The organism is Salipiger sp. 1_MG-2023, assembly GCF_030547555.1.
In the GTDB taxonomy this organism is placed as follows: Bacteria; Pseudomonadota; Alphaproteobacteria; order Rhodobacterales; family Rhodobacteraceae; genus Salipiger.
The window spans coordinates 1-6,906 of the sequence record NZ_JAUOQN010000104.1 but is presented as its reverse complement, the minus strand read 5'-3'; the positions used below and the strand labels follow the sequence as shown (position 1 = coordinate 6,906).

Annotated in this window: 8 protein-coding genes; 2 read left to right on the top strand and 6 right to left on the bottom strand. The window is 63.0% G+C overall.

The features are described 5' to 3' along the window. Positions 1 to 361 precede the first annotated feature (361 nt). The 5 genes from Q4543_RS23405 to Q4543_RS23385 form a co-directional block, all read right to left on the bottom strand. The gene (locus Q4543_RS23405) at positions 362 to 1,606 is read right to left on the bottom strand and encodes an extracellular solute-binding protein (RefSeq protein ID WP_303442382.1); all 1,245 of its coding nucleotides are present in this window, start codon (positions 1,604 to 1,606) and stop codon (positions 362 to 364) included. Positions 1,607 to 1,691: 85 nt separating this feature from the next. Then, complete coding sequence (locus Q4543_RS23400) at positions 1,692 to 2,504, bottom strand: carbohydrate ABC transporter permease (RefSeq protein ID WP_303442380.1); 813 nt, start codon at positions 2,502 to 2,504, stop codon at positions 1,692 to 1,694. Continuing rightward, positions 2,501 to 3,388 (bottom strand): carbohydrate ABC transporter permease, encoded by an 888-nt coding sequence (locus Q4543_RS23395; RefSeq protein ID WP_303442377.1) that lies wholly within the window; start codon positions 3,386 to 3,388, stop codon positions 2,501 to 2,503. Before Q4543_RS23395 ends, Q4543_RS23400 begins: the two co-directional genes overlap by 4 nt. Then, complete coding sequence (locus Q4543_RS23390; protein ID WP_303442374.1) at positions 3,385 to 4,503, bottom strand: ABC transporter ATP-binding protein; 1,119 nt, start codon at positions 4,501 to 4,503, stop codon at positions 3,385 to 3,387. Before Q4543_RS23390 ends, Q4543_RS23395 begins: the two co-directional genes overlap by 4 nt. Before the next feature lies 1 nt (position 4,504). Then, positions 4,505 to 4,987, bottom strand: a complete 483-nt coding sequence (locus Q4543_RS23385) for a TIGR00725 family protein (protein ID WP_303442372.1) — start codon at positions 4,985 to 4,987, stop codon at positions 4,505 to 4,507. A 213-nt stretch (positions 4,988 to 5,200) separates the two neighbouring features. Between Q4543_RS23385 and Q4543_RS23380 the strand changes: the two genes are divergently transcribed. Continuing rightward, positions 5,201 to 5,956 (top strand): DeoR/GlpR family DNA-binding transcription regulator, encoded by a 756-nt coding sequence (locus tag Q4543_RS23380; protein ID WP_368502193.1) that lies wholly within the window; start codon positions 5,201 to 5,203, stop codon positions 5,954 to 5,956. 186 nt (positions 5,957 to 6,142) lie between these two features. On the opposite strand, the gene Q4543_RS23375 is transcribed toward Q4543_RS23380, so the two are convergent. Continuing rightward, entirely contained in the window at positions 6,143 to 6,385 is a 243-nt protein-coding gene (locus Q4543_RS23375) for a DUF6880 family protein (protein WP_303442367.1), read from the bottom strand. Positions 6,386 to 6,519: 134 nt separating this feature from the next. Between Q4543_RS23375 and Q4543_RS24720 the strand changes: the two genes are divergently transcribed. After that, positions 6,520 to 6,771 carry a hypothetical protein gene (locus Q4543_RS24720; protein WP_368502194.1) on the top strand — a complete coding sequence of 84 codons (252 nt, stop codon included), beginning with the start codon at positions 6,520 to 6,522 and terminating at the stop codon, positions 6,769 to 6,771. Positions 6,772 to 6,906 lie beyond the last annotated feature (135 nt).

Below are 6,906 nucleotides of genomic sequence, written 5' to 3'. Positions count from 1 at the left end.
ACGACCAATTGAATCTCGGACACATCCGCCATTTTGAATGGTGGGTCGTTTCGACAATTTATTACATAATCCACATTCTAGGCTTCAACCTTCGCGAAGGGGAGCGTTGATCATGTTACCACCCTCGTCGGCATCGATGTGCCAAGGTGAGTCTGCGATGATCCACAAAGGATGCGGGTCAGATCATCAATGCCCAGTGACGCCGCCATCTAATTTGCCATCCGTTCATCGAAAAGAGCGGCCCAGGCCCGTTCCGGACACGCCAAAGGCAAATTTCGATAAAGCAATGGACCGTGCACCGCGAGCCGACGCATTGCATTGAAAATGCGCGGCCCATGGCGGACCGCGCATTCCTTGAGCTCTAGTTGAAACCCAGCATCATGCGCGTTGTTTCGGCAAGGTCTTCAACCGCCTCGCGCGGGTCCGCGCCCTCGACAACCTTCAGCAGGTCGGCCGCGATGACGTCGGTGACCGCAACACCTTCGGCGCCGGGATAGGCATACCAAGGGCCCGCATATTGCGCGACCTGCGCGTGCGCGACACGGGCGTTGGGGTTCTGGGCATAGAAATCCCCTAGATAGCTGTCATCTTCGACAACCAGCGCATTGGTGGGGGCATAGCCGGTGGTCTCGACGATGATCTTCTGGGCTTCGGGGCTGGTGACAAACGCGATGTAGTCCCATGCCGCCTGCTGCTTTTCCGCGTCGTCGGTCAGCATGACGATGCCCGACCCGCCGGTGGGCAGATAGACGTCTTCGTCCGCCGCTACGATCGGCATGGGCACCACTGTCATGTCAAAGCGCTCGCCCGCGCCCTCGGCAAAGCGCGCCATGAGTGAGGAGCTTTCGAACATGATACCCAGCGTGCCAGCGGGAAAGGCCTGACGCGCGTCGTTCTCGCTCATGGTGGACATACCCGCTTCGGATGCGAAACGACCATAGATCGTGGCGGCGGCCACGCCCGCGTCACTGTCGAAGGTTATATCGCTTTCATCAGCGGTCATCGGGCGACCACCGTGCGCGCCGAGGAATGACTGGAAGCGCCAGTCATGAGGCGAAACCCAAACACCCTCGATGGTGGCGTCCAGCGCGTCGATCTTGGCAGCCAGCTCGATGATACCGTCGTAATCGGTGGGAAAATCCTCCATCGAACCGCCAGCGCGTGCGACCAGGTCGGGGTTGACGTAGGCGACCAGCGTCGAGGCCGAAGTGCCAAGGGCGTATTGCGTGTCTTCAAAGCGCCCCAGTGAGAGCAGAGCACCGGTATATCCGACGGCCTCGGGGTCCTCGGGCAGAAAACGGTCCAGCGGTTGCGCAAGGCTTCGCGCCTCAAGCACGCGCCACAGGTTCAGGCCAACCCAAGCCACGTCCGGCGCCGTACCAGCGACGGATTCGCGCAGCAGCCGCTGCACGCCTTCGGCATAGCCTTCGGCCGGGCCGTCCAGTTCGATGGTGATGTCAGGGTTCGCTGCCATGAACGCATCGGCCAGCGCGGCCTGCGTGTCGGCCCAGATCGTGGGGATCGCGTAGTGCACGCGCAGCGTGGTGTCAGCGGCCGCGGAGCCGGCAACCAGTGCAAGGCCGAGCGCGAGAATGGAACGTTTCATAACTGTCTCCTGAGATGTTCAGTCAATGGGGATCAAAGAGCAGGACGGGCGGTGTGCCGCCTCTTGGTTTTGTGCGGGGGCGGCTTCATCCCTTGAGGCCGGTGTTGGCCAGGCCTTGGGTAAAGCGGCGCTGGCTTAGCAAAAACGCCAGCACCAGCGGCGCGGTCACCAGCACCGCCCCCGCCATCAGGGGGCCCGGCGCATCACCGCTTTCGGCGTCGCGAAAGAACAGGATGCCGCGCGGCGGGGTGGCCAGCTGCGGATCGGTGGTGGCGATCATCGGCCAGAACAGATCGTTCCAGTGGGCGGTGACCGAAAAGATCGCAAAGGCGATCACCGTGGGCATAGCCAGCGGAAAGGCGATGCGCCATGCGATGGCCATTTCGCCCATGCCATCGACGCGGGCGGCGTCGATCAGGTCTCGGGGGATGCGGGCAAAGGCCTGACGCAACAGGAACAAGCCAAAGGCCGTCGCGGTGAAGGGAAGGATCAGCGCGGCGTAGGAGTTCAGCCAGCCCAGCTGCGCCAGCCCAAGAAAGATCGGGATCGCCGTCACATGAAAGGGTGCCAGCAGCGCCGCGAGGATGGCCGCAAACAACACTCCGCGCCCACGAAACCTGCGATGCGCCAGCGCATAGGCGCAGGGCACCGAGACCAGCAATTGCAGCACAAGGATGCCACCTGTCACGATTGCTCCGTTCAGAAGATAGCGCGGGATCGCGGTCTGGGTGATCGCCTGCCAGTAGTTCGCAAGTGTCGGCGCGCGCGGTAGCAAGGTAACCGAGGAGGTAAAGATCTCGGCCTGCGGTTTGAGCGAAACCGACACCATCCAGATGAAGGGCAGCAGCACAACCACCGCGCCAAGGGCCAGAAGCCCAAGCAAAACCATGCGTTTCATCGGTAATGCACTTTCCGTTCGATGACCCAGATCTGCAGCGCGGTCAGCAACAGCAGCGCGAGGAAAAACACCACGGTGATGGCGCTGGCATAGCCTGCCTTGAAGTAGACAAAACCCTCACGGTAGAGCGCATAGACAATGGTGTCCGAGGCAAAGGCCGGCCCACCCTTGGTCAGGGTCGCGACCGTTTCGAACACGCGAAAGGCGCTGGCTGCGGTCACCACCATCACAAACAAGGTTGTCGGGCCAAGCATCGGCCAAGTGACCAGCCAAAAGCGCGACCAGCTGCTGGTGGCGCCGTCGACCTCGGCGGCATCATAAAGAGAGGGCTGAATGGCGGCGAGCCCAGCCAGAAACAGCACCATGTTGTAGCCAACGCTCTGCCAGATGCCGATCGCTGACAGCGTATACAGCACAAGGCCGCGATCGCTCAGCCACAGGGGCGCGGGCAGTCCAAGAGCGCTGGACCACGTGTTGACCAACCCCAGCGAGGGGTGCAGCAGCATCTGCCACGACACGGCCATGGCTACTAGCGTGGCGGCGACGGGCAGAAAATACACCGCCTTGAGCATTTCGGAAACGCGCGGCAGGCTGCGCGCCAGCGCGTGCAGGCCCAAGGCCACCAGCAGCCCCAGCCCAACCGAGGCGGGAATGACGATCGACACATAGGCCAGTGTATTGAGGATCGCGTTGCGGCCCATCCGCGACCCAAAAAGCTGTGCAAAATTGTCCAGCCCGACCCAGCCGATGCCCGGCGCGCCGATCTGATAGTTGGTAAAGGCCAGCACAAAGACCACAGCCACCGGCAGAAAGACACACAGCACCAGCGCCAGCGCTGCCGGGCCGGTCAGCAAGAGGGTGGACATGCTTTCGCGCATATTCATGCCTTGATTTCCTTGCGAAGGCCGGTGGCCGCGTCAAAGCAATGCAGCCGCGCCGCCTGAGCGCCAAAGCGCATCTTGGTTCCCTGCGGTGGCAAGGACGCAGTGCCTTGGGTGACGGCCAGCAGTTCGGTTCCTGCGTCGGTGCGCAGTCGCAACAGGGTTTCCTCGCCGTGGAAGGCAGCATTTGTCAAAGTGGCAAACAGCGCACCGTTTGGATCGGCCTGCAACGCTTCGGGGCGGATCCCGATATCATCCTGCATCCCGCGCGGGTGCAACGAGGCGGCCTCAACACCGGGGGGCAGGATGTTCATCCGGTGGGCGCCGATAAAGCGGGCCACCTCGCGGTTGGCAGGCCTGTGGTAGATGTCCGCCGCCGAGGCGCATTGCGCCACGCGGCCCGCGATCATCACCACGATCCGGTCGGCCATCGACAGAGCATCCGTCTGATCGTGGGTGACCAGCAAAAAGGCGTGGCCGGTGCGGCGATGCAAGTCGCGGATTTCTTCGCGGGTGCTGTGGCGCAGGACGGTGTCGAGGTTCGACAGCGGCTCGTCCAGCAAAAAGGCCGACGGATCGCGCACCAACGCGCGCGCCAATGCAACGCGCTGTTGCTGGCCGCCGGATAGCTGGCTTGGCCTGCGCTCTAGCAGGCCGTCCAGCCGCAGCATCTGCGCGACGCTTTGGGTGCGGGCGTTGATCTCGGACTCGGCTTTGCGAACCCGCCCACTCAGCAGGCCCGCACCGGGCAGTCGCGCGGCGGCGCTGAGGCGCGCTTGACGCAACGGCGTTGCAATGTTCTGCCGAACGCTCAGATGCGGATACAGCGCATAGCTTTGAAACATCAGCGCAATGTTGCGTGCAGCGGGGCGCAGGTCGGTCACGTCGACGCCATCCATCAAGACCTTGCCGCTGCTGGGCCGTTCCAGCCCCGCCAGCATCCGCAGGGTTGTGGATTTTCCCGACCCGGACGCCCCCAGCAGGGCCACAAACTCACCGGCGAAAAGATCCAGCGAAAAATCCGACACAACCGTAGTGTCGCCAAAGCGCTTGGAGACGTTGCGGAGCGACAGGGCAGGCTTATCCGCGCGGGGTGGGCGGTGTAAGATTTCGGTCATTTCAATTGGCCGCGATCATCGGCAGATCGGCCAGCAGGCGGGCCAGCGTGGCCTCGACGGCGGCTGCGGCGTCGGCGGTGTGATACACACCATCCAATTGCGCGGCCCCGGCCACGCCAACCACGGGTTTGTCGAAATGCAGGCCATAGGCGACCTCGGTCAGGGTGCCTGGTGAATTGCCCACGGCCAGCAGCACCCGCGCCGCGCGCACTATGATGATGTTGCGCACCTCGTTCAGCCCGGTGGTCAGCGGCACCGCGACATAGGGGTTGGCCTCTTGTGGATCGATGCCGGGCAGAATGCCGATTGGCAGTCCGCCAGCACCAAGCGCGCCCTTGCAGGCGGCCTCCATCACGCCGCCACGGCCACCGCAGATCACCGTCAGGCCCAAGGCACCAAAGGCGGCGCCAACGGCCTCGGCGGCTTCGATCTGCGCGGCTGTGGCATTGCGAGGGCCAATGATGCCGACAACCAATTGCTGCAATGGGCGGGTGCGGGCCAGAGCTGTAAAAACCTCAAACGCGGTGACAGGGGTGGTATCTTGCGTGCTTTTCGGGAGCGCCGCGCCCTTGACGCGCCACGCCCATTGACTGCCGCTAAGCTCATTCTGGCCTAGAAAAAACCGACCATCTTCGCTGCGGAAGAAGCTTTCTTGCATTGCGGCGCGCCTTCGTTTGTGTAAACTTTCTTCCACCTGATGGATGATATTTTACACAGTTTTATGACAGATACGCAGTCCACCGAAGATTTATCGTCACGCCAAAGCGTGGTCTTGAGCCGCGTCTTGAGCTCGGGCTTTGTGACGATTGAGGCACTGGCCGAAGAGTTCGGCGTCTCGGCGCAGACCGTGCGCCGCGACATCATCACGCTGGCCGAAAAAGGGCTGTTGCAGCGCTTTCACGGAGGCGCTGGACCGGTAGGCCCGGCAGAGGCCGCGCGGCTGGACCACGCGGCCAAGCGCGATGTGGCACGGGTCGAAAAGCTGGTGGTCGGGGAACGCGCGGCCGCCGCCATCCCGGACGGGGCCAGCATTTTTCTGGACGTGGGCACCACCATCGAATGCTGCGCCGCGCGGTTGGCGCAGCGGGCGGGCTTTCGGATCTTCACCACCAGCATCCGCACGGCGCTGTTGTTCGACCCCGACGCGCATGAGGTCAACGTCATCGGGGGGCGGATGTCCGGCCGCGATGGCTCCCTCACCGGAGAGGAGGTGATCCTGCGGCTGCACGATCTCCAGATCGACATCGCGCTGATCGCTTGTTCGGCGGTGGACGAGAACGCGAGGGTGATGGATTTCAACACCTCCAAGATCGCGGTCAAAAAGGCGGCAATGAACGCTGCCGCGACCTCGTACCTGCTTTGCACGACAAGCAAGTTCGGACGAACGGCCCTTTCGACGATCGCTCCGATCAGCCGTTTTCAGGCAGTCATAACCGAAGCGGAAACGTCGTAGGTCCTAGGCCGCGGATTTCCCCCGCCCTTGCGCGCCTTTGCTCCGGCCAGCGAAGGCTTGGCGTAATAAGGCAAGGGCCGCTCTGCGCCCGACGTGCTGCTCAGAGAATTTTCGTCTGTTGGCCGATTTTTAGCCCGCGCGTCTGTGCCGATGGGCAATGTGTCAGGCCAAACGCCTGCTCGTCGTCTACGGAAACTGTGCCCAGAACGAGGCCTTTCGTGGATGCGCTTCGGCGAGGGCGGCGGTGTAGGTCGCGTGGGTTGAATGCGAGCCGTAATCGGTGATCGCCGCATCGGCGTTGGCGTTGGCGTTGGCGCAGGCGGTCAGGTCGCGGGCGGCGTGGCCGTAGCGGCCCTTGCGTTGGCGGGTCAGCGCAGAACCGATCATCGCGCGCCACAGCGCGATCGGATACGACGTCCCGATTGCCATGCATTATCCCGATGGCGCAACCGGCCTGTCATCGTGAAACAGCCGGATAATCCCAGCTTCCGGTGATCCAAAGCGTGAGAGCAGAGCACGACCTGAACCGCGTCGAAGTTTTGAGCCAAGTCGTCCAGGGCCGGATGACAGCGGGTAATGCGACGACACTTCTGGCGTTGAGCCGCAGACAGGTGCCGTGCCTGCTGAAGCGCTTCCGAACCGACCGCCCGGCGGCGATCCGGCACAAGGCGCGCGGCCGACCGGTCGAACAATCGGATCGATCCGGCGGTGCGAGCCTTTGCCGTGATGCTTGTGAAGGAACAGCCTGCCGACTTTGCGCCGACGCCGACGGCCGGGACCTTGGCCGAGGACCATGGCCTCAAGGTATCCCGTGAGAGGGAGACTGTCCGGAATTCTGTGCCCCGGCGTGGTAACTCTGAGATGAGGAGACCTACGTATGAGCATCGACAAAGACCTTCTGGACCAGCTGATGAAAGGCCGGTCGGCCAGCGACCTTTTCGGCAAGGACG

Coding starts and splice junctions, on each gene's coding strand:
- Q4543_RS23405 (WP_303442382.1), bottom strand. CDS start 1,606: ATGAAACGTTCCATTCTCGCGCTCGGCCTTGCACTGGTTGCCGGCTCC.
- Q4543_RS23400 (WP_303442380.1), bottom strand. CDS start 2,504: ATGAAACGCATGGTTTTGCTTGGGCTTCTGGCCCTTGGCGCGGTGGTT.
- Q4543_RS23395 (WP_303442377.1), bottom strand. CDS start 3,388: ATGAATATGCGCGAAAGCATGTCCACCCTCTTGCTGACCGGCCCGGCA.
- Q4543_RS23390 (WP_303442374.1), bottom strand. CDS start 4,503: ATGACCGAAATCTTACACCGCCCACCCCGCGCGGATAAGCCTGCCCTG.
- Q4543_RS23380 (WP_368502193.1), top strand. CDS start 5,201: ATGGATGATATTTTACACAGTTTTATGACAGATACGCAGTCCACCGAA.
- Q4543_RS23375 (WP_303442367.1), bottom strand. CDS start 6,385: ATGGCAATCGGGACGTCGTATCCGATCGCGCTGTGGCGCGCGATGATC.
- Q4543_RS24720 (WP_368502194.1), top strand. CDS start 6,520: ATGACAGCGGGTAATGCGACGACACTTCTGGCGTTGAGCCGCAGACAG.